The sequence below is a fragment of the Aeromonas sp. 82P genome (genome assembly GCF_051919365.1).
GTDB lineage: Bacteria > Pseudomonadota > Gammaproteobacteria > Enterobacterales > Aeromonadaceae > Aeromonas > Aeromonas veronii.
Window position 1 is genome coordinate 2,291,471 of the sequence record NZ_JBQBEV010000001.1, and the last position, 25,787, is coordinate 2,317,257.

General features: G+C 58.7%; 18 protein-coding genes. 12 read left to right on the top strand and 6 right to left on the bottom strand.

What is annotated here, in order from left to right:
* Positions 1-25 precede the first annotated feature (25 nt).
* Together metE and ACTG2S_RS10570 are read left to right on the top strand one after the other, a co-directional pair.
* The gene (gene metE, locus ACTG2S_RS10565; RefSeq protein WP_439982483.1) at positions 26-2,290 is read left to right on the top strand and encodes a 5-methyltetrahydropteroyltriglutamate--homocysteine S-methyltransferase; all 2,265 of its coding nucleotides are present in this window, start codon (positions 26-28) and stop codon (positions 2,288-2,290) included.
* A 175-nt stretch (positions 2,291-2,465) separates the two neighbouring features.
* Complete coding sequence (locus ACTG2S_RS10570; protein WP_274160945.1) at positions 2,466-3,215, top strand: substrate-binding periplasmic protein; 750 nt, start codon at positions 2,466-2,468, stop codon at positions 3,213-3,215.
* Positions 3,216-3,251: 36 nt separating this feature from the next.
* Here ACTG2S_RS10570 and ACTG2S_RS10575 read toward each other — a convergent pair whose 3' ends face one another.
* Positions 3,252-4,115, bottom strand: a complete 864-nt coding sequence (locus tag ACTG2S_RS10575; protein WP_139459526.1) for a LysR family transcriptional regulator — start codon at positions 4,113-4,115, stop codon at positions 3,252-3,254.
* Positions 4,116-4,281: 166 nt separating this feature from the next.
* On the opposite strand from ACTG2S_RS10575, the gene ACTG2S_RS10580 reads away from it, so the two are divergent.
* The 5 genes from ACTG2S_RS10580 to ACTG2S_RS10600 all read left to right on the top strand — a co-directional run bounded on the left by ACTG2S_RS10580 (position 4,282) and on the right by ACTG2S_RS10600 (position 11,819).
* The gene (locus ACTG2S_RS10580) at positions 4,282-5,715 is read left to right on the top strand and encodes a glycoside hydrolase family 1 protein (protein WP_021231363.1); all 1,434 of its coding nucleotides are present in this window, start codon (positions 4,282-4,284) and stop codon (positions 5,713-5,715) included.
* 193 nt (positions 5,716-5,908) lie between these two features.
* Complete coding sequence (ycaO, locus tag ACTG2S_RS10585) at positions 5,909-7,669, top strand: 30S ribosomal protein S12 methylthiotransferase accessory factor YcaO (RefSeq protein ID WP_439982486.1); 1,761 nt, start codon at positions 5,909-5,911, stop codon at positions 7,667-7,669.
* Positions 7,670-8,050: 381 nt separating this feature from the next.
* The gene (focA, locus tag ACTG2S_RS10590; RefSeq protein WP_005333620.1) at positions 8,051-8,899 is read left to right on the top strand and encodes a formate transporter FocA; all 849 of its coding nucleotides are present in this window, start codon (positions 8,051-8,053) and stop codon (positions 8,897-8,899) included.
* A gap of 46 nt (positions 8,900-8,945) precedes the next feature.
* Positions 8,946-11,228 carry a formate C-acetyltransferase gene (gene pflB / locus ACTG2S_RS10595; RefSeq protein ID WP_005352571.1) on the top strand — a complete coding sequence of 761 codons (2,283 nt, stop codon included), beginning with the start codon at positions 8,946-8,948 and terminating at the stop codon, positions 11,226-11,228.
* A gap of 156 nt (positions 11,229-11,384) precedes the next feature.
* Positions 11,385-11,819 carry a YcgN family cysteine cluster protein gene (locus ACTG2S_RS10600; RefSeq protein ID WP_075112995.1) on the top strand — a complete coding sequence of 145 codons (435 nt, stop codon included), beginning with the start codon at positions 11,385-11,387 and terminating at the stop codon, positions 11,817-11,819.
* A 247-nt stretch (positions 11,820-12,066) separates the two neighbouring features.
* Here ACTG2S_RS10600 and ACTG2S_RS10605 read toward each other — a convergent pair whose 3' ends face one another.
* The gene (locus tag ACTG2S_RS10605) at positions 12,067-13,683 is read right to left on the bottom strand and encodes a peptide ABC transporter substrate-binding protein (protein ID WP_257690960.1); all 1,617 of its coding nucleotides are present in this window, start codon (positions 13,681-13,683) and stop codon (positions 12,067-12,069) included.
* Between the two features lie 381 nt (positions 13,684-14,064).
* Between ACTG2S_RS10605 and fbp the strand changes: the two genes are divergently transcribed.
* A complete protein-coding gene (gene fbp, locus ACTG2S_RS10610) occupies positions 14,065-15,099 on the top strand; it encodes a class 1 fructose-bisphosphatase (protein WP_439982487.1) in 1,035 nt (344 codons plus the stop codon).
* Between the two features lie 246 nt (positions 15,100-15,345).
* Here fbp and mfd read toward each other — a convergent pair whose 3' ends face one another.
* The gene (gene mfd, locus ACTG2S_RS10615) at positions 15,346-18,825 is read right to left on the bottom strand and encodes a transcription-repair coupling factor (RefSeq protein ID WP_274160974.1); all 3,480 of its coding nucleotides are present in this window, start codon (positions 18,823-18,825) and stop codon (positions 15,346-15,348) included.
* A 56-nt stretch (positions 18,826-18,881) separates the two neighbouring features.
* The gene (locus ACTG2S_RS10620; protein WP_005351323.1) at positions 18,882-19,457 is read right to left on the bottom strand and encodes a hypothetical protein; all 576 of its coding nucleotides are present in this window, start codon (positions 19,455-19,457) and stop codon (positions 18,882-18,884) included.
* Positions 19,458-19,533: 76 nt separating this feature from the next.
* Between ACTG2S_RS10620 and ACTG2S_RS10625 the strand changes: the two genes are divergently transcribed.
* The 3 genes from ACTG2S_RS10625 (at position 19,534) to lolE (ending at position 22,806) form a co-directional block, all read left to right on the top strand.
* Positions 19,534-20,769 (top strand): lipoprotein-releasing ABC transporter permease subunit, encoded by a 1,236-nt coding sequence (locus ACTG2S_RS10625; RefSeq protein WP_005345085.1) that lies wholly within the window; start codon positions 19,534-19,536, stop codon positions 20,767-20,769.
* A gap of 97 nt (positions 20,770-20,866) precedes the next feature.
* Positions 20,867-21,565: a lipoprotein-releasing ABC transporter ATP-binding protein LolD gene (gene lolD, locus ACTG2S_RS10630; protein WP_005336988.1), complete on the top strand. Its 699-nt coding sequence runs from the start codon at positions 20,867-20,869 to the stop codon at positions 21,563-21,565.
* Positions 21,565-22,806, top strand: coding sequence for a lipoprotein-releasing ABC transporter permease subunit LolE (gene lolE / locus ACTG2S_RS10635; RefSeq protein WP_274160946.1), 1,242 nt, complete (start codon positions 21,565-21,567; stop codon positions 22,804-22,806). The genes lolD and lolE overlap by 1 nt, the downstream gene beginning before the upstream one ends.
* Positions 22,807-22,893: 87 nt before the next feature.
* Here lolE and yfbR read toward each other — a convergent pair whose 3' ends face one another.
* Positions 22,894-23,484 (bottom strand): 5'-deoxynucleotidase, encoded by a 591-nt coding sequence (gene yfbR / locus ACTG2S_RS10640; RefSeq protein ID WP_103251200.1) that lies wholly within the window; start codon positions 23,482-23,484, stop codon positions 22,894-22,896.
* A 92-nt stretch (positions 23,485-23,576) separates the two neighbouring features.
* Positions 23,577-24,011 carry a YccF domain-containing protein gene (locus tag ACTG2S_RS10645; RefSeq protein WP_005336982.1) on the bottom strand — a complete coding sequence of 145 codons (435 nt, stop codon included), beginning with the start codon at positions 24,009-24,011 and terminating at the stop codon, positions 23,577-23,579.
* Between the two features lie 441 nt (positions 24,012-24,452).
* Here ACTG2S_RS10645 and tig point away from each other — a divergent pair, with 441 nt between their 5' ends.
* The gene (gene tig / locus ACTG2S_RS10650) at positions 24,453-25,763 is read left to right on the top strand and encodes a trigger factor (RefSeq protein ID WP_042081175.1); all 1,311 of its coding nucleotides are present in this window, start codon (positions 24,453-24,455) and stop codon (positions 25,761-25,763) included.
* Positions 25,764-25,787 lie beyond the last annotated feature (24 nt).

A 25,787-nucleotide genomic window follows, 5' to 3' on the forward strand; every position in this document is an offset into this window, starting at 1 on the left:
TGAATGAGCATAAGGAAATGAACCTATGACACGAGCACACACCCTGGGCTTCCCCCGTATCGGCGCCAAGCGCGAGCTGAAATTTGCCCTCGAATCCTACTGGCGTGGCGAGACCACTCAGGCCGAACTCGTTGCCGTGGGCAAGACGCTGCGTGAGCGCCACTGGCAGGCCCAGCACGGAGCCGGGGTCAATCTGCTGCCGGTGGGCGACTTTGCCTGGTACGATCAGGTGCTCGGTACCAGCCTGCTGGTGGATGCGGTGCCTGCCCGTCACCGTCATGGCGAGACCGATCTCGACACCCTGTTCCGGGTGGCCCGCGGCCGTGCGCCGACCGGCCCGGCGGCGGCCGCCGCCGAGATGACCAAGTGGTTCAACACCAACTATCACTATCTGGTGCCGGAGTTCAGCCGTGATCAGCGCTTCAAGCTGGGCTGGAGCCAGCTGTTTGACGAGGTGGAAGAGGCCAAAGCGCTGGGGCTGCCGGTCAAGGCGGTGCTGCTGGGGCCGGTCTCCTACCTCTGGCTTGGCAAGGAGAAAGAGAGCGGCTTCTCCCGCCTTGAACTGCTCGATCGCCTGCTCATCGTCTATCAGGAGATCCTGGCCAAGTTGGCCGCCCAGGGAGTGGAGTGGGTACAGATCGATGAACCGGCGCTGACGCTGGACTTGCCGGACGAGTGGCGGCTGGCCTACCTCAACGCTTACGAGCGCCTCGCGGGCCCCTGCAAGCTGCTGCTCACCACCTATTTCGGTTCGGTGGCTCATCAGCGTGACATTATCACCAGCCTGAAAGTGGATGGCCTGCATCTGGATCTGGTGGCCGCCCCCGAGCAGCTGGAAACCCTGGTGCCGCATCTGCCCGCACAGTGGGTCATCTCAGCCGGGGTGATCAACGGCCGCAACGTCTGGCGTGCCAATCTGGCCAAGTTGGCGCCGACTCTGAAGGCACTGAAAGCCAAACTCGGCGAGCGGCTCTGGGTGGCCTCATCCTGCTCATTGCTGCATAGCCCGGTGGATTTGACTCTGGAGCAGGAGCTGGATCCCCAGACCCGCAGCTGGTTCGCCTTCGCCTTGCAAAAATGTTTCGAGCTGGGACTGCTCAGAGAGTATCTGGATGGGGGCGAGCTCGACAAAATCACCGCCTACAGCCAGCCCATCGTCGATCGGGAGTCCGACAGCCGGGTGCACAAAAAAGCGGTGCAGTCACGGCTCGCCAGCCTCACCAACAGCGATTTTGATCGCCACAGCCCCTATCCGGTCAGGGCCGAGCAGCAGCGCTCGGATCTCAAGCTGCCGCTGCTGCCCACCACCACCATTGGCTCCTTCCCGCAGACCTCGCAGATCCGGGTATTGCGGCAGGATTGGCGCGCCGGTCGCATCGATGACAGCGCCTACGAGGCTGGCATTAAGGCCGAGATCCGCGATGCCATCGTGCGTCAGGAGGCCATCGGGCTGGACGTGCTGGTACATGGCGAGGCCGAGCGCAATGACATGGTGGAGTATTTCGGTGAGCTGCTGGATGGCTTTGCCATCACCCGCTTCGGTTGGGTACAGAGCTATGGCTCCCGCTGCGTCAAGCCGCCGGTGATCACCCGTGACATCGACCGCCCGACCCCCATGACGCTCGAATGGACCCGATTTGCCCAGAGCCTGACCGACAAGCCGGTCAAGGGGATGCTGACCGGTCCCGTGACCATCCTCTGCTGGTCCTTCCCGCGCGAAGATGTGAGCCGCGAGCAATCTGCCCTGCAAATCGGGCTGGCCATTCGCGACGAGGTGGCAGATCTGGAAGCCGCTGGCATCAAGATCATCCAGATCGACGAACCGGCGATCCGCGAAGGCTTGCCCCTGCGCAAGCAGGATCATCAGGCCTATCTCGACTGGGCGGTGCGGGCCTTCCGTCTGAGCGCGAGCCCGGTGGCGGACAACACCCAGATCCACACTCACATGTGCTACAGCGACTTCAACCTCATCATCGAGGCGGTGGCGGCGCTGGATGCGGACGTGATCACCATCGAGACCAGCCGCAGCCAGATGCAGCTGCTCGAAGCGTTCGAACGCTTCAACTACCCCAACGAGATTGGCCCGGGCGTCTACGACATCCACTCGCCTAACGTGCCGAGCCAGAGCTGGATTGAGGGGTTGCTGCGCAAGGCCGCCAAACAGATCCCGGCCGAGCGGCTGTGGGTCAACCCGGATTGCGGCCTCAAGACCCGCGGCTGGGAAGAGACGGAAGCCGCCCTCAAGGTGATGGTCGATGCCACCAGGGCGCTGCGGGCCGAGCTGGCGTAACCGGCAAGCCGTGACTGCCATCGGTAAGGTGGCGTGCTGACAAACGAACGAGAGAGGGGAAGCCACTGCTTCCTCTCTTTTTTTTCGTTGGCCACTTTTCCACTGGATCCTGAACCTTGCCGCAGCCCGCTTTGCACTAGGCTCAGAGGTGGCAGAAGTGGATGGAGTCGCGGCCATGAGAGTCAGTCTGGGGAGTGCAATCCTGTGGGGATTGCTGATGTGGCAGAGTGCATGGGCGGCGCCAGCGGCCGAGTTGAAGATGGTCTACTTTGACGACTTTGCCCCATATTCGTGGCGTGACGAACAGGGCAAGATGCGCGGGCTGATGATCGACGTGATGGAGCGGGTGGCAGCGCACATGGGGCTGCGGGTGCGCCATGAAGGTTATCCGTGGCAACGGGCGCAAAAAATGGTGCGGATGGCGCAGGCCGATGGCTTCGTGACCATCGCAACCCGGGAGCGGCGCAGCTATACCCTGATTGTGGAAGAGCCGGTTACCACCACAGTGCTAACCATTTTTACCCAGCGCGCCCATCCCCGCATGACGGAGTTTCAGCGAGCCAGCCGCTTGAGCGACTTCAAATCGCTTACCTTTCTCGACTATTTCGGTAACGGCTGGGGCAAGGAGAACCTGGCGGGCTTCACCGTTCATCACACCATCAATGTCGATAATGTCTTCAAAATGCTGGCGGCGGGTCGGGGGGATCTGATGGTGACCGACCCACTGGTGGCTCGTTTCAAACTCAACCAGCTGGGATTGTCCGGGCAGGTGGTCGAGGTGCCGCTGCAGCTTGCCTCTACCCCGTTCAATCTCTGCATCGGCAAGCACTCCCGCTTCAATACCCGGATAACCGAGTTCAACCGTGCCCTGCAACAGCTGCGACAAAGCGGCGAGTTGGCGCGTATCGTCGAACGCTATCGTTGATGCGAGGCCGCCATCTGCGGTTTGCCAACGGCGTGTCTATCTTGGCGTCATATCAGAAATGGTTGCCCAGAAGGCGTCGATCAAGGGCCCCTTGCTGTGGGGCGGACGGATAAGGCCAATGGTCCAGCAGGCTTCCCCGTCTCTCAAGGGGAGGGTGAGCACATCCGGGTGCTCTATGGTGGTGGAGGAGGGGACCAGGGTCCAGGCGATCTCCGCCGCCGCGGTGGCAACACCGGCGGCGAAGTCGTTGACGTACTGGATATCGCGAAAACGCAACCCGCTCTGGGCCAGATAGTTCATCAGGTGATCGTAAAAGGACGGGGCCTTGTCACGACGCAGGATCGCCAGCGGCTTGTCCACCAGATCCGCCAACTCCCTCACATCGCGGTAGCTGGCGGGCAGTACGGCGACAAAGTGGGCTTCGACCACCGGCAGGGCGTGCCACCCCTTGGGGGCGGGCAGGCGGCAAAAACCGAGATCCAGCTTGCCTTCACTGAGCGCCAGCAGCTGGTGGTGGGTGGAGAGATCGTTGAGCTCGATGGTCACTTGCGGCCGCTCGGCGCGAAAGCGGGCAATGGCGGCGGGCACCAGGATTTTGGTGGCCACGCCAAAGCCGATGCGTAGGGTGCCGACATTGCCCGCCAGCACGTCGCGGGCGGTGCGCGAGAGCTGCTCGCTCTGGATGACCACAGCGCGGGCATCCTCATACAGCGCCCTGCCCAGTCCGGTGAGGCGAGTGGTACTGGCGTTGCGCTCGAACAGCTCGCCGCCCAGCTCCTCCTCCAGCCGCCGGATCTGTTTGCTCAGGGCCGACTGGGTAACGTGCTGACGCACCGCTGCCTGGCCGAAGTGCAGCACCTCCCCCAGAGTGACGAAGGCTTTCAGATCTCGTAGCTCCATCAGGGCTCCTTTCATTCCTGTTGGGAATGTTGAGTGGTCAAATTTGTCATTGGACGGAATTTTAGAAGTGATGGATGCTTATGCCAATTCATTTCGGGCGCCCTGCCAGGGTGCGCCGAGTTATCAGAGATGGCTGACACCATCAGCGCAGAAGGAGCAACACCAGATGCATCACCACAAGTTCAACGACTTCCCGAGCGATTTTCTGTGGGGCGCAGCCTCCGCCGCCTATCAGGTGGAGGGGGGCTGGAATGCCGATGGCAAGGGGCCCTCGGTGTGGGATCTCTTCACCAAGCTGCCGGGCAAGACCTTTGAGGGGAGCAACGGCGATGTGGCGGTAGATCACTACCACCGCATGGAAGAGGACGTGGCGCTGATGGCCGAGATGGGGCTCAAGGCTTACCGCTTCTCGGTGAGCTGGCCGCGCATCTATCCCACCGGTCGGGGGGAGGTGAACGAGGCGGGTCTGGCCTTCTACGAGAAGCTGATCGACACCCTCTTGGCCCACCAGATCGAACCGGTGCTGACCCTTTATCACTGGGATCTGCCGCAGGCGCTGCAGGATGAGTACGGCGGTTGGGAAGACCGACGCATTATCGAGGATTTCGAGCGCTACTGCGTGACCCTCTATCAGCGTTTTGCCGGCAAGGTGAAGTACTGGGTGTCGCTTAACGAGCAGAACTACAACCTGACCAACGCCTATCAGCTCGGCACCCATCCGCCGGCTGTGCAGGATCGCAAGCGCTTTTTTGCCGCCAACCACATCGCGTTTCTGGCCAATGCCCGAGTGATCAAGGCGTTTCGCCAGCATGTGCCAAATGGCCTCATCGGCCCGAGCTTTGCCTACTCCCCTGCCTATCCGGCGTCGTGCGATCCGAAAGATATGCTGGCCTATGAGAACGCCGAGGAGTTCAACAACCTCTGGTGGCTGGATGCCTACTGCTTTGGCCGCTATCCGCAGGCGGCGCTCGCTTACTTGCGAGAAAACGGCGAGGCGCCGGAGATCCTGCCGGGCGATATGGAGTTGCTGCGCGAGGGGACGCCCGACTACATCGGCGTCAACTACTACTACACCCTGACCTACACAGATAACCCCTTGGGCGGTCAGACCCTGCAGCGCATCAACACCACCGGCAAGAAGGGTACTACGCCATCGAGCGGCATCCCCGGCCTCTACAAGACGGCGCCCAATCCGCACCTTGAAACCAGCAACTGGGACTGGGCCATCGACCCGACCGGGATGCGTATCGCCCTGCGTCGCCTCTCTTCCCGCTATGGTCTGCCGCTGATGATCACCGAGAACGGTCTTGGCGAGTTCGACAAGCTGGAGGCGGGCGACAAGGTGAACGATGAGTACCGTATCGATTACCTGCGCAGCCACGTCAAGGCGTGCCAGGAGGCGATGCAGGATGGGGTGGAATTGCTCGGCTACTGCGCCTGGTCGTTCACCGACATCCTGAGCTGGCTCAACGGCTATCAGAAGCGCTACGGCTTCGTCTATGTGGAGCGTGACGAGCAGGGGGGCTCCCTTCGCCGGATCAAGAAGGCGAGCTTCCACTGGTATAGCCAGGTGATTGCGAGCCAGGGCAAGCAGCTCTGACGGTTTATCGCGTCGCGTAACCAGCGGGCCTGGGCAATCCCCGGGCCCACGCTGTTTGTGGCGGGTGAGAGGGGGCAAGCCGGTTTCTCACCGTGCGACTCATGCCTGTTTGCTGATTTTTGTCCTGCCAAAGCCGCCGACCCCTGCTATTATCTGCGGCCGAACATGAGCCAATAAAAATCAGGATATCGTGATGACTGACCACACTTTTATTCCCGGCAAGGACGCGGCGCTGGAAGACTCCATCGAACGCTTCCAGACCAAGCTGCAAGCCTTGGGCTTTGATATTGAAGAGGCCTCCTGGCTCAACCCCGTGCCGAACGTCTGGTCGGTGCATATTCGCGACAAAGAGTGCGCCCTCTGCTTCACCAACGGCAAGGGTGCCAGCAAGAAGGCGGCCCTCGCGTCTGCCCTTGGCGAATATTTTGAGCGTCTCTCCACCAACTACTTCTTCGCCGACTTCTATCTGGGCGAGCAGGTCGCCAACGGCGATTTCGTTCACTACCCGAACGAGAAGTGGTTCCCCATCGAGGGTGACCAGTTCCCGGCCGGTCTGCTCGACAGCTTCACCCGCAAGTTCTACAACCCGGACGGTGAAGTGACCGCCGACATGCTGGTGGATCTGCAGTCAAACAACGAGGAGCGCGGTATCGTCGCCCTGCCGTTCGAGCGCCAGTCAGATCACGAGACCGTCTACATCCCGATGAACATCATCGGCAACCTCTATGTCTCCAACGGCATGAGCGCTGGCAACACCAAGACCGAAGCGCGCACCCAGGCGCTCTCCGAGGTGTTCGAGCGCCACGTGAAGAACAAGATCATCGCCGAGGCCATCAGCTTGCCGCTGATCCCGGACGAGGTGATTGCCCGTTATCCGGGGATTGCCGCCTCCATCGCCGCCCTCGAAGCGGAAGGCTTCCCCATTTACAGCTTCGATGCTTCACTGGGTGGCCGCTATCCGGTCATCTGCGTGGTGCTGCTCAACCCGAGCAACGGCACCTGCTTTGCCTCCTTCGGTGCCCACCCGCGCTTCGAAGTGGCCTTCGAGCGTACTGTCACCGAGCTGCTGCAGGGCCGCGGTCTCAAGGATCTCGACGTGTTTGTGCCGCCGTCATTCGACAACGAGCAGGTGGCGGATCACCACAACCTCGAGACCCACTTCATCGACTCCTCGGGCCTTATCAGCTGGGACCTGTTCAAGCAGGATGCGGACTTCGAGTTTGCCGACTGGGATTTTCGTGGCACCTCGCAGGAGGAGTTCGATCACCTGATCGGCATCTTCCATGAGCTGGAGCAGCCGGTCTATATCGCCGACTACGAGCATCTGGGTGTCTACGCCTGCCGCATTCTGGTGCCCGGCATGTCCGACATCTATCCGGCCGAAGATCTGCTGCTGGCCAACAACAACATGGGCGCCAACCTGCGCGAAGTGATCCTGGCACTGCCATCACTTGATTGGGATGCCGAGCAGTACATGGCGTTGTTTGATCAACTGGATGAAGAGGGGCACGACGAGCGCACCCGTGTACGCGAGCTGCTGGGCATCGCCGCTGCCAAGGGGACCGCGCTGCACACCCTGCGCGTTGGCGAGCTGAAAGCCATGCTGGCGCTGGCCGCCGGTGAGCTGGAGACCGCACTGGATCTCATCGACTGGACCATGGAGTTCAACCAGTTAGTGTTCACTGCCGAGCGTGCCAGCTACTACCGCGCCCTGCGTGCCTGCGTCGAGTTGTTCCTCGACGAGGAGCGGGATCCGGAGCAGTATCGCGCCGTCTTCACCCGCATGTATGGCGAAGAGACGCTGGCACAGGCATGGGCCAACGCCAGTGGCGAAGCTCGCTTCCACGGGCTGGAGGCGGCCGATCTGTCGCTCTCCCAGTTCCCGCTGCACCAAAAACTGCTGGCGGCCTACGAGAAGCTGCAGAAGGCCAAGCGAGCCCATCACTGGGCGTGATCGTTGCTGTAAAGGAAGGGGCCGTCTGGCCCCTTCTGTTTATCGTGCGGCAAAGCACGGGATTGTTATTCAAAGATGAAATAAAAAACAAAAAATACCCCTAAGGGGGTTGATGGCAGGGCAGGGGATGTGCTGTTTATCTGCAAAGATATCTTGCCAATGCCACATTTCCATGCTCTAGAATAAATTCTTTAAAATCATTGCATTAAAAATGTGATATTTCTGTTTCAGCTGATACCTGGTGTAAAGTGGCGTAGCCATCGCACTAAAATATTTGTAGTAAAATTACATTCGCACTCTGATAAACTTGATCAATGTCAATTTTGGCTATTTGGCCCTTTGTTATGATTTCAACAGGCAAAACATTCAGGTAGAAAATAATTGAAAGCTGAATCTCCATTCGATTGTCTCAAGCCCGAAGCCATCGCTGCACTGGCTGAAGACATCACCTATGCCAAGGCTACCAAGCCGGCATACAAGGTCATTCCACTGGCCATTACCGCAGGCGCTTTCATCGCCATCGCATTTATCTTCTACATCACAGTGACGACCGGAACCGGCTCCATGCCTTGGGGTATGGCCAAGCTGGTGGGCGGTCTCTGCTTCTCTCTCGGACTTATCCTCTGTGTGCTGCTCGGTGCCGAGCTGTTCACCTCCACCACCCTGACGCTGGTGGCCAAGGCTGCCAATCGTATCAGCTGGGCTCAGCTGCTCAAGAACTGGGGGCTGGTCTACTTCGGCAACCTGATTGGTGGTCTGTTGATGGTGGCGCTGATCATCGTTTCTGCAGAGTACACGGCAGCAGACGGTCAGTGGGGCCTTAACGCCCTCAAAGTGGCCCAACACAAAATTCACCACACCTTCTTCGAAGCGGTGGCGCTGGGTATCCTCTGTAACCTGATGGTATGTCTTGCTGCCTGGATGGCCTTTGGTGCCCGCAGCGCGACTGACAAGGTAGTGGTTATGCTGCTGCCGGTTGCCATGTTCGTTGCCTCAGGTTTCGAGCACAGCATCGCAAACATGTTTATGATTCCGGTTGGTATCGCTATCCACAGCGTGGCTAGTCCGGAATTTTGGCAGGCCATCGGCCAGGATCCGGCAACCTTTGCTGACCTGACCGTATCCAACTTCGTCCTACACAACCTCATCCCCGTGACCATCGGCAATATCATCGGTGGTGGCGTGATGGTTGGTCTGACTTACTGGTTTATCTTCCGTCGTCATCATTAAGGATGATTGCGGGATACTACATCAATACCGTGTGAGGTAATGAAAAATGGCAGAACTTAACGAACAGTTCCAAAAAGCATGGGAAGGCTTCGCGGCCGGTGAATGGCAGACCTCTGTCAACACCCGTGACTTCATCCAGAAGAACTACACCCCGTATGAAGGTGACGAGTCCTTCCTGGCTGGCGCGACCGAAGCGACCACCAAGCTGTGGGACAAGGTCATGGAAGGGATCAAAATCGAAAACCGCACTCATGCGCCGGTTGATTTTGATACTGACCTGCCCTCCACCATTACCGCACACGATGCCGGTTATATCGATCAGAGCCTGGAGCAGATCGTTGGTCTGCAGACTGACAAGCCGCTGAAGCGCGCCATCATCGCCAACGGCGGTATCAAGATGGTTAAAACTTCTTGCGAAGTGTACGGTCGTCAACTGGACCCGATGGTCGAGAAGATCTTCACCGAGTACCGCAAGACTCACAACCAGGGCGTGTTTGACGTTTACACCAAAGACATCCTGAACTGCCGTAAGTCTGGTGTTATCACCGGCCTGCCGGATGCCTACGGCCGTGGCCGTATCATCGGTGACTACCGTCGTGTTGCTCTGTACGGTGTTGACTTCCTGATGGCCGACAAACTGGCCCAGTTCAAGTCCCTGCAAGCTGACCTGGAAAACGGCGTCAACCTGGAAGCCACCATTCGTCTGCGCGAAGAGATCTCCGAGCAGCACCGTGCCCTGGCACAGATGAAGGTGATGGCTGCCAAGTACGGTTGCGATATCTCCGTACCGGCCAAGAACGCCAAAGAAGCCGTACAGTGGACCTACTTCGCCTACCTGGCGGCAGTCAAGTCCCAGAACGGTGCAGCCATGTCCTTCGGTCGTACCTCCAGCTTCCTGGATATCTACATCGAGCGTGACCTGCAGAAAGGCCTGATCACCGAGCAAGAAGCCCAGGAGCTGATGGACCACATGGTCATGAAGCTGCGTATGGTTCGCTTCCTGCGTACTCCGGAATACGATTCACTGTTCTCCGGCGACCCGATGTGGGCGACCGAGACCCTGGCTGGTATGGGCGTTGACGGCCGTACTCTGGTCACCAAGAACAGCTTCCGTATGCTGAACACCCTGTACACCATGGGCCCGTCCCCTGAGCCGAACCTGACCATCCTGTGGTCCGAGAAGCTGCCGGTCGGTTTCAAGAAGTACTGTGCCAAGGTATCCATCGAGACCTCTTCCGTTCAGTACGAGAACGACGATCTGATGCGTCCGGATTTCAACAACGATGACTACGCCATCGCTTGCTGTGTATCCCCGATGATCGTTGGTAAGCAGATGCAGTTCTTCGGTGCTCGTGCCAACCTGGCCAAGACCATGCTGTATGCAATCAACGGTGGTATGGACGAGAAGCTCAAGATCCAGGTCGGTCCGAAAACCGAGATGGTCAAGTCCGAGTACCTCGACTACAACGACGTAATGGATCGTCTGGACCACTTCATGGATTGGCTGGCCAAGCAATACGTTGCTGCGCTGAACATCATCCACTACATGCACGACAAGTACAGCTACGAAGCCTCTCTGATGGCGCTGCACGACCGTGACGTATATCGCACCATGGCGTGTGGTATCGCTGGTCTGTCCGTAGCCGCTGACTCCCTGTCTGCCATCAAGTACGCCAAGGTCAAGCCGATTCGTGACGAAGATGGCGTTGCCATCGACTTCGAAATCGAAGGCGAATACCCGCAGTTCGGTAACAACGACGCTCGCGTCGATGATATCGCCTGTGACCTGGTTGAGCGCTTCATGAAGAAGATTCAGAAGCTGAACACCTACCGTGGTGCTGTTGCTACCCAGTCTGTTCTAACCATCACCTCCAACGTGGTATATGGCAAGAAGACCGGTAACACCCCGGATGGCCGTCGTGCTGGTGCTCCGTTCGGCCCGGGTGCAAACCCGATGCACGGTCGTGACCAGAAGGGTGCTGTTGCTTCCCTGACTTCCGTAGCCAAGCTGCCGTTCGCTTACGCTAAAGATGGTATCTCCTATACCTTCTCCATCGTTCCGAACGCACTGGGTAAAGATATGGAAGCCCAGAAAGCCAACCTGGCTGGCCTGATGGACGGTTACTTCCACCACGAATCCAACGTAGAGGGTGGTCAGCACCTGAACGTTAACGTGATGAACCGTGAAATGCTGCTGGACGCCATGGAAAACCCGGAGAAATATCCGCAGTTGACCATCCGCGTATCCGGTTATGCCGTTCGCTTCAACTCTTTGACCAAAGAGCAACAGCAAGACGTCATCACCCGTACCTTCACTGCTTCTCTGTAATCGAGACATAGTGAGCAAAAACCGGCGCCAAGGCGCCGGTTTTTTTATGTTTGGTTTTTATTGCTAAATAACTCAGTGGGCCATGCCAACCTTGAAATTCAGGGTAACAATAGGTATAACCACGCGTTTGAGAAGGCATATTAAGTGAGCGGTATGATGCAATCCTCCTTTTGGCAGACCAAGAGTCTGCAGCAGATGACTGAATCCGAGTGGGAATCCCTCTGCGATGGTTGCGGTAAATGTTGCCTTAACAAGCTCATTGATGAAGATACAGATGAGCTTGTATTCACCAATGTGGCTTGTAACCTGCTCAATACCAAGACCTGCCAGTGTTCCGATTATCTTAATCGCTTCAAAAAAGAGCCTGACTGTCTGCAGATAACTCACGACAAGATTGCCGAATATGATTGGCTCCCCTCTACTTGTGCCTATCGTTTACTGGCTGACGGGGATACTCTGCCAGAGTGGCATCCGCTGCTGACCGGCAGTCGCTCTGCCATGCATCAGGCGGGTCAATCTGTACGTGGCAAAGTGGTTCACGAGGAGCAGGCTGGTGAGTGGATTGATCACATAATCACTTGGGCCAGCTGAGCCAAGCGACCAAGTGCAATGTGGCCTGATCTAGAAGCTGAAAACGTCACCCATTTTTAGCTTGTGTTTTCTACCTCAAAACCCCCGATATAGCGTATCGGGGGTTTTGTCGTTCAGAAGGCGGTTCTGGCGTTCGCTTGTTGTAGATATCAGCGGTCCCACTCAGATGACCTGTGCTTGAAGCGGCCTCTCTTGACCATCACTACAACAAAGGTCAGCAAGTCTGGTTGATCTGTTCAGTCAGTGTCTATTGGGCAACCAGATAGAGCTCCTTGCTGTAGACCACATCCTGCGGGTTAAGGTGGGGGTAGCCTTTCACGAAAGGCTTGAGCAACCTGGATTTGACCGAGAAATAGATGGGGGCGATGGGGGCATCCGCATCAATGAGTGCCTCTGCCTGTTGATACAGGGCATTGCGTTCAGCGGGATCCAGCGAGTCGTGGGCCTTGGCCAGCAGGGCGTCATACTCCTTGTTGAACCACTTGCCGCTGTTGGCACTGCTGCTGGAGGTCATGATGTCGAGGAAGGTGGAGGCGTCGTTATAATCCCCGTTCCAGCCATAGCGGCTAACCCCGAAATCCCCCTCGTTGAGTGCCGAGACCATGGTCTTCCACTCCATGTTGTTGAGGGTGGCAGTGACCCCCAGGTTGTGTTTCCACATGGAGGAGACGGCCAGCGCAATCTTTTTGTGGCTCTCGTTGGTGTTGTAGAGAATGTCCACTGTGAGTGGCTTTTCCGGGCCATATCCCGCTTCGGTCAACAGCGCTTTGGCCTGCTTGATCCGCTCCTCTTTGCTCTGCAGCTGGCTGGCCGGTTTTTTCAATTCAAAACCGTCCACAATGGGGGGCGTGAAGCTATATGCGGCAATTTGTCCCTGTCCCAGGATCTTGTCGGTGATGGTCTCCCGGTCGATGGCGAGCGAGAGCGCCTTGCGTACTTTCGGGTCATCGAACGGTTTGCGCTGGGTATTGAAGACATAGTAATAGCTGGCCAGCGTGGGGACGCTGACCAGTTCTTCCGGGCTCTTGCTCTTGAGCTGCTTGTACTGCTCCAGCGGATAAGTGGTGTAGTGCAGTTCACCGGTGCGATAGCGGTTGTAGGCGGCGGTTTCCGAGACGATCTCCAGATAGATCACCTTGTTCAGGACGGTGTGCTGGTTGTTCCAGTAGTGGGTATTGCGCTCGGCGCTCAGCCGCTCGTTGGGGGTCCACTCCTTGAGTACAAAGGCGCCGTTGGAGACGATATTGCCCGGTTTGACCCAATCCTTACCGAATTTTTCAATGGTGGCCTTGGGGGCCGGGAACGTGGTGTAGTGGGCCAGCGTTTTTAGGAAGAAGGGAACCGGATTTTTCAGGGTGACCTGCAGGGTGTGGTCATCGAGCGCCTTGATCCCGAGCTCTGACGGGCTCTTCTTGCCCTGGGTCACCTCGCTTGCATTGACCACTCCGGTCAACTCGATAAACCAGGCGTAGTTGGAGGCCGTCTTGGGATCGGCCGCCCGTTGCCAGCCGTAGACATAATCGGCGGCGGTGACCGGTTCACCGTTTGACCACTTGGCCTCGGGTCTCAGCTTGAAGGTGTAGACGGTGCCTGTCTTGTCGACCTCGTAGCTGACGGCGCCTGCTGGTTTGATCTTGCCGGTATTATCCAGCTCATAGAGCCCTTCAAACAGATCGTTGACGATGGCACTACCGGCGGTCTCTTCTACCAGCTGGGGGTCGATGGTGGTGGGTTCGGTGCCGATATTGGTCACGTAGATTTGTTGGGCATCCGGCAGCAGCTTGGTACCGGCAGGCACCTGGGCAGCCCAGGCAGGAAGGGCAAACAGTCCGGCTACCATGCCGGCAATGAGAGTCTTGTTCATTGATAATCCTTGAGTTTTATTTGCTTCCAAAGCGAAATCAGTGTGCTGGATTGGCGATCGGATCTCAAGAGGCAATGGCTGAGGGAAAGTCAGGCCCATCAGACTCCATTTTTAATGGCTCAAGGCCAGTCAGCTCATGGCTTGTCGCAGGTTATTGCCACGAATTAAGGGTCCGGAAGTTATCGATTGAAACCGAATAAAAAGCGTCTTTTACCATAACGTGAGGCGAAATAGCCTATTTAATAGGCCGCTTAATTCGCTGCAAAAACAAAAAACAGACGTTACATTAGGTTACAAATCAAGGCCGCCGGTGATCGGCATTTTTTTGCTGACGCCTGCAAACGTTTTCAATGCCAACGGATGCGATCTAAAGGAACAAAAATGCGAAACATGATCACCATGGGTGAGTTCATCGTCAAAAAGCAGGCGGATTATCCTACCGCGACCGGCGAGCTGACCTCGTTGCTCAGCTCGATCCGCCTTGCTGCCAAGGTGGTGAACCGGGAGATCAACAAGGCGGGACTGGCGGATATCATCGGTTCCATGGGCGCTGAAAACGTACAGGGCGAGGTGCAGCAGAAGCTGGATGTCTACGCCAACGAACGCTTCAAGGCGGCGCTGGAAGCGCGCGGCGAGGTGTGCGGCATGGCTTCGGAAGAGGAAGAGGACTTCGTCGCCTTTGACTCGCCACTCTCCAAAAACTCCAAGTATGTGGTGCTGATTGACCCGCTCGATGGCTCCTCCAATATCGACGTCAACGTCTCGGTCGGAACCATCTTCTCCATCTACCGCCGTTTGAGCCCGCAGGGTTCGCCGGTGACCCTGGAGGACTTCCTGCAGCCGGGCAACCGTCAGGTCGCCGCCGGTTATGTGGTCTACGGCTCCTCCACCATGCTGGTCTACACTACCGGCTTTGGCGTCAACGGCTTTACCTACGACCCCTCCATCGGTTGCTTCTTCCTCTCCCACGAGAACATCCGCATTCCGGAAGAGGGCAAGATCTACTCCATCAACGAGGGCAACTACATCAAGTTCCCGGACGGGGTGAAGAAGTACCTCAAATATTGTCAGGAGCGCGACGAGGCGACCCACAGACCTTACACCTCCCGTTATATCGGTTCCCTGGTTTCCGATTTCCATCGCAACCTGCTCAAGGGTGGCATCTACATCTATCCGTCCGGCACCAACTCGCCGAACGGCAAGCTGCGTCTGCTCTATGAGTGCAACCCGATGGCGTTTCTGGTAGAGCAGGCTGGTGGCAAGGCCTCCGATGGCTTTGGCCGCATCATGGATATCCAGCCCACCGCACTGCACCAGCGTACCCCTTACTTTGTTGGCTCGACCAAGATGGTGGAGCGCGCCGAGGCCTTTATGCGCGAGTTCTCCGCCCATGAGGATCCAGCTAACCTGGGCTGATCGTCAGAGGTGTAGGTTGGTGCTGAGCACAGCGAAGCCCAACATTTACCGGCGCGACTCCCTCTCCCCCCTGGGATAGGGCTGGGTGAGAGGAATAGTTTTCACTGTCCCCTCATCCCCGACCCTTCTCCCACAAGGGGAGAAGGTAGACGCTAATCACCAGCCAACATAAACAAAACGGGAGCCGATTTGGCTCCCGTTTTAGTTGGCGTTATCTCTCTGGCTCGCCGCTAGCGTTGCAGAGATTTACAGGCTGTTGTTGGCCAGATCAGCCAGCAAGCCATCCACTAGCTTGAGGCGCATCGCACGATCCTGGGTCGGCACCTGGAAGCGCAGCCGGGTCGGCCCGTCCATCTTGTAGACCCTTGGCTGGCTGGAGAGCAGCTTGACCAGATAGGCCGGATTGACCTTGGTCTCCTGGGTGAAGTCGAGATAGCCACCGCGCTCGCTCATCTCCACCCGGCGAATGCCAAGGGCGGTGGCACGCTGGCGGAAGGCGGCCAGCTCCAGCAGGGTTTTGGTTGCCTCCGGCAAGAGGCCAAAGCGGTCGATCAGCTCCACTTTCAGCTCGCGCAGCTCCTGCTCGTCCGCCGCACTGGCGATCCGCTTATACATGGAGAGGCGCATATTGACGTCCGGGATGTAGTCATCCGGCAGCAGTGCAGGCAGGCGCAGTTCCACCTCGGTGTGCTGGCTCATCAGCTGCTCCAGCGACGGCTCCTTGCCATTTTTCAGCGCCTCGACCGCCTGCTCCAGCATCTCCATATAGAGGGTGAAGCCCACCGATTCGATCTGGCCGCTCTGATCGTCGCCGAGTAGTTCGCCTGCGCCACGGATCTCCAGATCGTGGGTCGCCAGCGCAAAACCGGCGCCGAGATCTTCGAGCGAGGCGATCGCCTCCAGCCGCTTCGCCGCATCCTTGGTCATCAGCTTGGGGTGGGGGGTGAGCAGGTAGGCATAGGCCTGATGGTGAGAGCGGCCAACCCGGCCCCGCAGTTGGTGCAGCTGGGCCAGACCGAGATGATCCGCCCGATCCATGATGATGGTGTTGGCGCTCGGCACGTCGATGCCGGTCTCGATAATGGTGGTGCAAACCAGCAGGTTGAAGCGCTGGTGGTAGAAGTCGGACATGATCCGCTCAAGGTCGCGTTCGCGCATCTGGCCGTGGGCGATGCCGATGCGTACTTCCGGCACCAGCTCCGCCAGATCGGCGGCGCACTTCTCGATGCTCTCGACATCGTTGTGCAGGTAGTAGACCTGACCGCCACGCTTCAATTCCCGCAGCACCGCCTCGCGCACCACAGCCGGTTCGTGCTGACGCACGAAGGTCTTGATGGCGAGTCGCTTGGCGGGGGGGGTGGCGATGATGGAGAGATCCCGCATGCCGGACATCGCCATGTTGAGGGTGCGTGGAATGGGGGTGGCGGTGAGGGTGAGGATATCCACATCGGCCCTCAGTGCCTTGATCTTCTCCTTCTGGCGCACGCCGAATCTGTGCTCCTCATCGACGATGAGCAGTCCCAGATCCTTGAAAGTGAGTTCGGAGCCGAGCAGCTTGTGGGTGCCGATGATGATGTCCACCTTGCCTTCGGCCAATTCCTTCATCACAGCGCTCTGCTCTTTGGCGGAGCGGAAGCGGCTCAGCACCTCGACCCGCACCGGCCAGTTGGCGAAGCGGTCGCGGAAGTTGTCGTAGTGCTGTTGCGCCAGCAGGGTGGTGGGCACCAGCACGGCAACCTGCTTGCCGCCGTGCACCGCCACAAATGCCGCCCGCATCGCCACTTCGGTCTTGCCGAAACCGACATCGCCGCACACCAGTCGGTCCATGCTCTTGGCCTGACACATGTCCCCCAGCACCGCATTGATGGCGTTGAGCTGATCGTCGGTCTCCTCGAATGGGAAGCTTGCGGCAAACTGGCGATAGGCCTCTTTGTCGTGCTTGAAGGCAAAACCGGCGCGGGCGGCGCGATGAGCGTAGACATCCAGCAATTCGGCTGCCACGTCGCGCACCTTCTCCGCCGCCTTGCGCCGCGCCTTGCTCCAGGCCTCGCCGCCGAGCTTGTGGCTGGGCGGGTTATCCGACCCGGTGTAGCGGCTGATAAGGTGCAAACTGGTGACCGGCACGAACAGCTTGTCGCCGCCGGCATATTCAAGGGTCAAAAACTCGGTGGGCAGGCCACCGGCGTCGATGGTTTCCAGTCCCAGATAGCGGCCGACCCCGTGATCCAGATGGACCACTGGCTGACCCTGGGTCAGCTCGCCCAGGTTTCTGATCACCGCATCGGAGCTTAAGTTTTTGCTCTTCTCCCGAGCCCGTTTGCTGCGCACCTTGCCGCCCAGCAGCTCGGTCTCGGTGATCAGGGCCAGTGGCTGATTACTGGCATCAGCTCCGGCTTCTTGCCACAGAAAGCCACGCTCAAGGGGGGCCACCAGCAGGCCGTGTCGATCCGGGCTCGCCATAAAGGCGTCGAGAGAGGGGAATTCCTTGGGTTGCAGCGAGATACGCGCCAGCAGATCGCCGAGCACCTCCCGCCGTCCTTCGGACTCCACCGCAAACAGGGTGCGCCCGGCAAAACCTTGGAGGAACTGGTTGAGCGCCAGCAGGGGTTGCTCCTTGCTGTGATCGAGTTGCAGATCCGGCAGCGCCTCGATGGGCAGATCGTGCTGACCGGCATCGCCCGCGGTGGCGGCCTCTTGCAGCCGCACCGCGCCATATTGGCCCAGAGAGGCAAAGAGCTGCTCCACCGGCAGATAGAGCTGGGCCGGGGGTAGCAGGGGGCGAGTGTTGTCCCAGCGTCTGTCTTCATAGCGCTGGCCGATATCGTTCCAGAAACGCTGGGCGGCGGGGTAGATATCCCCCACAGTGAGCAGCAGGGTCTCTTCCGGCAGGTAGTCAAACAGGCTGGCGGTCTGGTTGAAGAAGAGCGGCAGATAATACTCGATGCCAGCGGGCCAGCGCCCCTTGCTCACCTCCTGATAGACGGAGCCCTCGGCCCGCGACAGCTCGAACTGCTCGCGGAACTGGCCGCGAAACAGTTCGATGGCCGCCTCGTCGGTAGGGTATTCCCTGGCGGGCAGCAGGCTGACCGTCTTGACCGGTTCGCTGGAGCGCTGGGTTTCGGGATCGAATGGGCGGATGGAGTCCACTTCATCGTCGAAGAAGTCGATGCGATAGGGGCTGCTACTGCCCATGGGGAAGAGATCGAGCAGGGAGCCGCGAGCGGCAAATTCGCCATGTTCCAGCACCTGATCCACTGCCACGTAACCCGCCTCGGCGAGGCGCCCGCGCAGCTGTTGCAGGTTGAGGCGCTGACCGGCCTTCACCATCAGGCTGTATTTGTCGAGATAGACCCGGGGGGCGCAGCGCAACATCAGGGTGGAGATGGGGACAATCAATACCCCCTTGCTCATTTGCGGCAGCTTGTAGAGGGTCTCGAGCCTTTGGGAGATGATGTCCTGATGGGGAGAGAAGGTGTCGTAGGGCAGGGTCTCCCAATCGGGGAACAGCAATACGGGGGCGGGCTGATCGGCTAGCTGCTTGTCTGCCAGCAAATACTGAAGCTCCTGCTCCAGGCGCAGGGCGCTCGGGGTATCGGCGGTGATAAGCAGTACCGGCCCCTTGGCTTCATTGGTGAGGCGGGCTGCAATCAGCGAGAGGCTGCTGCCGACCAGCTGGCCGAGCGTGATCTTTTGGCCCGCTTTGGCGGGCAAGGCGGGGAGTGTCATTGGCATGGTTCGATTCTTTTAACGTTGACGTTATCTATCGCTGACGTTCGCTCTGGTTAGCGCTGACGTTCTTGGGCGCGCAGCTTGAGCTGCTTCGATTGCACGTGGAGGCTGGCACGAACCAGCAGTTCACGGTCATCTTCGCGGATCCGCACATAGTCGAGCTGCACATGGGTGCCATGTTCACCGCCGTCGAGCTGTTTGACCTGGCCATAGCAGTAGATGGCGGCCGCCTCTTCCCGCAGGAAAATCTTGAGGCGGACGATCTGGTGCAGGTGCGGCGCATCCCCGTGATCATGATAGGGGTGCAGGTAGGTGAGCTGGCCAGCCCCGAAGCGCAGGGTGTGAAAGCGCTGCTCCGGATGGTCCTGCAGGGAGAGCACATAGCCCATGATCATGTCGATCTTGCGGGACTGCTGATTGACGATCTCGATCAGATCGTGCATCGACTCGTTCTGGTTGCGCAGCAGTCGAGTGGTCACCAGATCGATGGAGGTAATGGCCGAAGAGATCCGAAAGGGCTCCGGCAGCTCAGCGTCCAGCTCCTCCAGCGAGGGGAGGTGGAAGTCGGCCGGCATGGGGATCACATTGACCGGCGTGGCATGAGTGACGCTGAAGAACTGTTCCTGCATGGAGGCTATCCCTTGTTGTCATGGACGGTTTCCCTTTATTATCCGGTATCTTATTTTGTTGGCAACGTACATATCCTTGAAGACCGGACTTTTTCAGCCCCTTTCGCTGGCCATCGGCCTGCGTTATGCAGGCTCGAAGCGCAGCAATCGCTTCGTCTCATTTATCTCCCTGTTCTCTACCTTTGGCATCGCCATCGGGGTCGCCGCCCTGATGGTGGTCATTTCGGTGATGAACGGTTTCGAAGGGCAGCTCAAAGGGCGCATCCTCGGGGTGATCCCCCATGTGGTGGTGACCAACCAGGCTGGCCGTATTGATGCCGACCCGCAAGGTTTGCCGGATCTGGCCAAATTACCCCATGTGGTCGCCTCGGCCCCCATGCTCGACAGCGAAGGGATGCTGCAAAGCCCCGGCCAGCTGACCGGGGTGAGCGTGCAGGGGATCGACCCTGCGAAGTGGCCCAAGGATGACATCCTCCATAGCCAGATGTTGGGGGGACGCCTCGATACCCTGCAGGCGGGTCACTACCGCATCGTGCTGGGGCAGGGGGTGGCACGCCGCCTCAATGTCTCCATCGGCGATCAGGTTCGCCTGATCCTGACCGAGGGGACCCGCTTCACCCCGTTTGGTCGGGTACCGGCCCAGCGCCTCTTTACCGTCTCCGGTATCTTCGGGGTCGGCGCCGATGTGGATAACCAGATTGCGCTGATCGCGCTGGGGGATGCCCAGCGACTGCTGCGCCTGCCGCCAGAAACCGTCGGTGGCATTCGCCTTTGGCTCGATGATCCCTTTGCCGCTGACGAGGTGATCAAGACACCGTTGCCGGATGGGCTGCTGTGGCAGGATTGGCGCCGCGAGCGGGGCGAGCTGTTCCAGGCGGTCGCCATGGAAAAACGGATGATGGGGCTGATGCTGGTGCTGATTATCGCCGTCGCCACCTTCAACATCCTCTCTGCGCTGGTGATGGTGGTGACGGACAAGGAGGGCGAAGTGGCCATCCTGCGCACCATGGGCATGAGTGAATCAGGGATCGTCAAAATCTTCATGGTGCTTGGTGCCTCCAGCGGGGTGATTGGTGCCCTGTTTGGCGGGCTGGCTGGCCTTGCGCTCTCTTTGGGTCTCAACCCTCTGCTCAATGCGGTGGGGCTCAACCTCTATATGGCGGCGGGCGGCAGTGGCCTGCCGGTCATCGTCGAACCGGCTCAGGTCATCACCATCTTGCTGGGCGCCGTGCTGCTGAGCTTCAGTGCCACCCTCTATCCGGCGGCCCGCGCCGCACGGGTGAAACCGGCCGAGGCGCTGCGTTATGAGTAATGCCGTGAATAATACATCTTCTGTTGTTACCTCCGGTGCGAGTACCGGCGTTGTTACTGGTGCCTCTGTGGTCACTGGCGTAAGTGGAGCCCCTGTTATGAATGAAGCCGTATCTCGTGAACCTCTGCTGCGCTGCCAGGCGCTCAATCATGTCTATAAAGAGGGGGAGCTGGAGACTCAGGTGCTTAAGGGGATCGATCTCTGCGTCGCGCCCGGTGAAATGCTGGCGGTGGTGGGGAGCTCCGGCTCCGGCAAGACCACTCTGCTGCACCTGATGGGGGCGCTGGACAACCCTTCCAGTGGCGCTGTGTTGTTCAAGGGGGAGGATATCCACCACTGGGACAGCCGCACCCAGGCCCGTTTTCGCAACCGAGAGCTGGGCTTTGTCTATCAGTTCCACCACCTGCTCTCCGAGTTCAGTGCGCTGGAAAATGCGGCCATGCCGCTGCTGATCGCCGGTGAGTCGGTGGCGGTTGCCACCGAAAAGGCGACCAAAATGTTGGGTAGAGTGGGGCTCTCCCATCGCTTGAACCACCGCCCCTCCGAGCTCTCCGGTGGCGAACGTCAGCGGGTGGCGATCGCCCGGGCGCTGGTCAACGAACCGAGTCTGGTGCTGGCGGATGAACCTACCGGCAATCTGGATCACGCCAGTGCCACCGCGGTGTACGAACTGCTGTGTGAACTGAACCGTGAGCTGGGCACTGCGTTTGTGGTGGTGACCCACGACCTGAGCTTGGCGGCCAAGCTTCATCGCCGGGTGACCCTGGTGAGCGGCGTGATGGCGGAGGTTGCCTGATGTTCAAACCGCTGCCCCTCTTTCTGGGCCTGCGTTACAGCCGCTCTCGCCGTCGCAACGGGTTTATCGCCTTTATCTCTGCCTCTTCCCTGATCGGTATTGCCCTCGGGGTGATGGCGCTGATCCTGGGCCTCTCCGCCATGAACGGTTTCGAGCGGGAGCTTAAAGATCGGGTGCTCTCGGTCGTGCCGCAAGGTGAGCTGGACGCCGTCGAGCGGCCGCTGCCGGATTGGCCACGTCTGCGCGACTACCTGCTGGCTCAGCCGGGCGTTGAGGCGGCAGCGCCGGTCATTCGCCTCAATGGCCTGCTGGAGCACGGCTCCGCCCTCAAGGGGGTGCAACTGCGCGCCGTGCTGCCCGACCTGGAAGCCAATCTGTCGGATGCCGGCAAATACATGACGGGCCGTGGTCTGCGTGAGCTGCAACCGGGTGAACGTGGGGTGATCCTTGGCAAGACCATCGCCGACAAGCTGGGCGTCAAGGTAGGGGACTCGGTCGCCCTGCTGCTGCCGCAAGGGGGTGATCAGGCGGGGATCAAGAATCCCCGCCGCGAAGCACTGACCGTGGTGGGGCTGCTGGAGATCGGTGGTCAGCTCGACGGTCTGCTCGGCTTTATGCATCTGGCCGATGCGCAAGCGATCACCGGCATGGGCAGCGGCGTGGAGGGCTTCAGCCTGCGGGTGAACGATGTGCTCAAGGCGCAATCCATCACCGTAGCCGCCGCGCAGCAGTTCCCTCATCACGTCTATATCCGCAGCTGGATGAACAGCCAGGGCTACCTCTATCAGGACATCCAGATGGTGCGTACCGTCATGTATGTGGTAATGCTGATGGTGGTGGCTGTCGCCTGCTTCAACATCGTCTCCACCCTGGTGATGGCGGTGAACGAGAAGCGCAGCGAGATCGCCATCCTGAAAACCATGGGGGCGAGCCCCGGCCAGATCCGGCTCACCTTCGTCATTCAGGGGATGGTTAACGGCGTGGCCGGTGCCCTGCTCGGCGCCCTGCTGGGCGGGCTGCTTTCGAGCAAGCTGACCCAGATCCTGGGTGTCATCGAGAAGCTTATTGGCCACCGCTTCCTCAATCCGGATATCTACTTCATCGACTTCTTGCCGACCGAGTTGCATATGCAGGATCTGCTTATCGTGACGGGCGCTGCCATCCTGATGAGCTTGGTGGCGACCCTCTATCCCGCTTGGCGGGCGAGCGGTCTGGTGCCATCTCGCGAGCTGGGTCACTGATGCGTTGCATCTAATGCGCAATAAAGAACGAAGGGCCCGCTGGTGCAAACCGGCGGGCCCTTCTGTTTTCAGGTCATGTAGACTGGCTTAGTGAGCGTTAAGCTCATCGAGTGGCAGGGAGAAGCTGGCTACGAAGGTGTCGATAAAGTAGCGCATCTCATCGCTCATCCGGGCTGCCAGCATGGCTTCAAGGCGCTTGCGAGCCGGTTCGAACTCCCGGTTGCCCGCGTTGATCTCCTCCAGACACTTGGTATAGGCGCAGAGGGTGTCGGCATCCTTGACCAGCCTGGCCAGCTCGTCATCCTGGGCTGCCGAATCGAGCAGGGGGCGAAAGTCATCGATCAGTTCTGGCGGCAGCATGCCAAGGAGGCGCTGCTCGGCTGCCAGCTCAATCTTCTTGTACTCGCGGGCAATCTCGGGGTTGAAGTATTTGACCGGGGTGGGCAGATCGCCGGTCAGCACCTCGCTGCTATCGTGGTAGAGGGCCATCACGGCGGCGCGGTCGGCATTCACGCTGCCGCCAAACAGTCGATTTTTGATGATGCCGAGGGCATGGGCCACCATGGCCACCTGCAGGCTGTGCTCGGCGATGTTTTCCGGCTGGATGTTGCGCATCAGGGGCCAGCGGTAGATGAGTTTCATGCGGGCGAGATTGGCAAAAAAATGGCTGGGTAACATGATGGCCTCAACAAAAGAGAATAGAAAAGGGCAGACCCTAGTCTGCCCTTTTTTTCGTTGCAGGGCAGCGTCTGCCCGCGTATTTCCTGCTGTTAGCGGATATAGCGGCCCGATTCCGCCTCCTGGTTGGTCACAATCATCTGGCCGATAGGAGCCAGACTGATGAGTGCCAGCTTGAGGTGCTGGATACCGAACGGGATACCGATAATGGTTACGAAGCAGGCCAGCGCGGAAGCGATGTGGCCGATGGCCAGCCAGACACCGATCAGCACGAACCAGAGGATATTGCCAATCAGTCCCAGAGTGCCGGTGCCGATATCGCTCTGGCCGGTCATGGTCTTGCGATTGACCGCCTGCTTGCCAAACGGGAAGAAGGTAAAGGTGCCGATCACGAAGCAGGCACGTCCCCAGGGGATGCCGACCAGCGAGATAAAGCAGACAAGACCGGCCAGCCACCAGGCCAGGCCCATAAAGACACCTCCCAGTACAAACCAGAGCAGATTGAACAAGAAGCGGAAAAAGGCCATGTGAGTGACTCCAGATCATCAATTTGGTTGCCACCATAACGAGGGAGGTGTAGGGACGCAATGGTTGATTGGCCCAATCGCCATTTGGCTGGTCAAATTGAGTCGTCGCCCGCAACGGTGGGCTGTTTTTCGGCGAAAGATGGGCAATAAAGCGGCGTTCGGATGAAAAAAGGTGAGCAAACGCAAAATTATTGCCATCGGATAGTTGAAGTCGGGCACCTCTCTCCCCATATAAAGGGCAGTTTTGCACGAATTGTGCTTGCACGCCGCTCAATGTGGGGGATGTGTGGCTCGACTCGACCAAAGTGCGCCGCTATAATGCCGCGTCATATTTTCTCATCACAAAGACATATCGTTGTCTTTATAAACAGGAAGACTCCGGGCTTTGCCCAGGGGCAATAAAGGGTCAGCACACAGTGCTGAGTTGAACGAGGTAGAAGAATGCAAGTTTCTGTAGAGACAACCCAGGGTCTGGAACGCCGTCTTACCATCACTGTACCGGCCGCTACCGTAGACGCCGCTGTGCGTAAAGAATTGAATGGCCTGGCCAAAACTCGTCGCATCGACGGTTTCCGTCCTGGCAAGGCTCCGGTTGCCATCATCAAGAAGATGTTCGGCGCCATGGCTCACGCCCGCGTTGCTGATGAAATGATGCAGAGCAACTTCATCAAAGCCATCATCGAAAACAAACTGAGCCCGGCCGGTGCCCCGACCATGGATCCGAAAGAGATCAAAGAAGGTCAGGATTTCGAGTTCACCGCTACTTTCGAAGTGTATCCGGAGTTCGAAGTTGCAGGTCTTGAGACCATCAAGGTCGAGAAGCCGGTTGCGACCGTGAAGGACGAAGATCTGGCCAACATGATCGACACCCTGCGCAAGCAGCACGCTACCTGGGCTGATGCCGATGTTGCCGCTGCCAATGGCATGCGTGTGACCATGGACTTCGTCGGTTCCATCGACGGTGAAGAGTTCGACGGCGGCAAAGCTGAAGGCTTTAACCTGGTGCTGGGCGCTGGCCGCATGATCCCGGGCTTTGAAGACGCCATCCTGGGCAAGAAAGCAGGCGACGAGTTCACCATCGAAGTGACCTTCCCGGCTGACTACCACGCTGAAAACCTGAAAGGCAAAGATGCCAAGTTCGCTTCCAAGCTGATCAAGGTTGAAGAGCAGATCCTGCCTGAGCTGACCGAAGAGTTCGTGAAGCGTTTCGGTATCGAAAGCGGTTCTGTTGAAGAGCTGAAAGCCGAAGTGCGCAAGAACATGGAGCGCGAACTGGCTCAAGCCCTGAAAAACAGCGTGAAAGAGCAGGTTCTGAACGGTCTGGTTGAAGCCAACCAAATCGACCTGCCGAAAGCAGCTGTTGCTCAAGAGATCGACGCACTGCGTCAGCAGGCTCTGCAGCGCTTCGGTGGCTTCCAGGGCGGCAACGCTCCTGAGTTGCCGGCTGAACTGTTCCAGGCTCAAGCCGAGCGTCGTGTACGCGTAGGCCTGCTGCTGGGCGACGTGATCCGTACCAACGAGATCAAGGCTGACGATGCCCGTGTAAACAGTATCATCGAGTCCATGGCGACTGCCTACGAAGATCCGAAGGAAGTGATCGAGTACTACCAGAAGAACGAACAGATGCTGAACGGCGTTCGTAACCTGGCAGTAGAAGATCAAGCCATCGACCTGATCCTGTCCAAAGCGCAAGTGACCGAAAAAGAAGTTGCCTTTGACGAAGTGATCAACAAGTCTGGCGCCGCTGCCTAAGAACATTTGACTTAAGGTCAAGAC